Source organism: Variovorax sp. 20P10.2.4 (genome assembly GCF_058244205.1).
In genome coordinates, this window is sequence record NZ_JBZAYE010001167.1 from 1 (window position 1) to 1,152 (window position 1,152).

Consider the following 1,152-nt stretch of genomic DNA (forward strand, 5'->3'; position numbering starts at 1 on the left):
ATCGAGGTGGTGGCGGTGGAGGGCGCGCTCGACAACGGCGCGCAGCACGATGGCGATGCGCAGGACGACGCACCGCTGCCCTTCGCCGACGGCGAGTTCCACCTGGTGGTCAACCGCCACGAGTCCTTCGTGCCGGCCGAGGTGGCGCGCGTGCTCGCGCGCGGCGGCCACTTCCTCACGCAGCAGGTGGCCTCGGACTTCAATGCCGACCACTACCGGCTCGCGGGCCTTGCACCGGCCGCGCCACCGCCCGAGTGGCGACTCGACATCGCGCGGCGCCAGCTCGAGCGCGCGGGCTTCGAGATCCTGCGCGCCGAGGCGGGCGCCGAGCTGCTGCGCTTCGCCGACGTGGGCGCCTTCGCCTGGTACCTGAAGAACGTGCCCTATGTCTGCCCCGACTTCACGGTCGAGGGCACGCGCGATGCGCTCGCGCAGCTGCATCGCCGGCAGCAGGCGGGCGAGGCGATCGAGGTGCGGCAGACCTTGTTCTGGATCGAGGCGCTGCGCTGAAGGCGTTCAGCGCGCCCCGAACTTCGCGTTCTCGAACAGGTCCTTGAACTCGCGCGGCTGCGAGCGCCAGTACTGCACGGGCGCCTTCACCTGCGCGCCGAGTTCGGCGGCCGCGTGCCAGGGCCAGCGCGGGTCGTAGAGGATCGCGCGCGCCAGCGAGATGGCGTCGGCCCTGCCCTCGGCGAGGATGGCCTCGGCCTGCCGCGGCTCGGTGATCAGGCCGACCGCGATCACCGGGATGCCGACCTCGGCCTTCACGCGTTCGGCGAACGGCACCTGGTAGCCCGCGCCCAGCGCGATCGCCTGCTTCGGCGACACGCCGCCGCTCGAGACATGGATGGCCGCGCAGCCACGCGCCTCGAGTGCCTTGGCGAAGGCCACGGTGCCCTCGAGGTCCCAGCCGCCTTCCACCCAGTCGACCGCCGACACGCGCACCCACACGGGCCGCTCGGCCGGGAAGACGGCGCGCACCGCGTCGAACACCTCGAGCGGAAAGCGCAGCCGGTTCTCGAGGCTGCCGCCGTAGGCGTCGTCGCGGTGGTTGGCCAGCGGCGACAGGAACTGGTGCAGCAGGTAGCCATGCGCGGCATGGATCTCGATGCCCTCGATGCCGAGCCGCGCGGCACGGCGGGCGGCGGCCAC

2 protein-coding genes are annotated in these 1,152 nt (G+C 72.7%); one reads left to right on the forward strand and one right to left on the reverse strand.

The window, feature by feature from the left end:
• The coding region (locus AC27VN_RS42010) for a hypothetical protein (protein WP_490880592.1) at window positions 1-510 on the forward strand (510 nt) is incomplete at its 5' end.
• Between the two features lie 6 nt (window positions 511-516).
• Here the strand turns inward: AC27VN_RS42010 and AC27VN_RS42015 are convergent.
• On the reverse strand, window positions 517-1,152 hold a 636-nt coding region (locus tag AC27VN_RS42015), incomplete at its 5' end, for an oxidoreductase (RefSeq protein ID WP_490880593.1).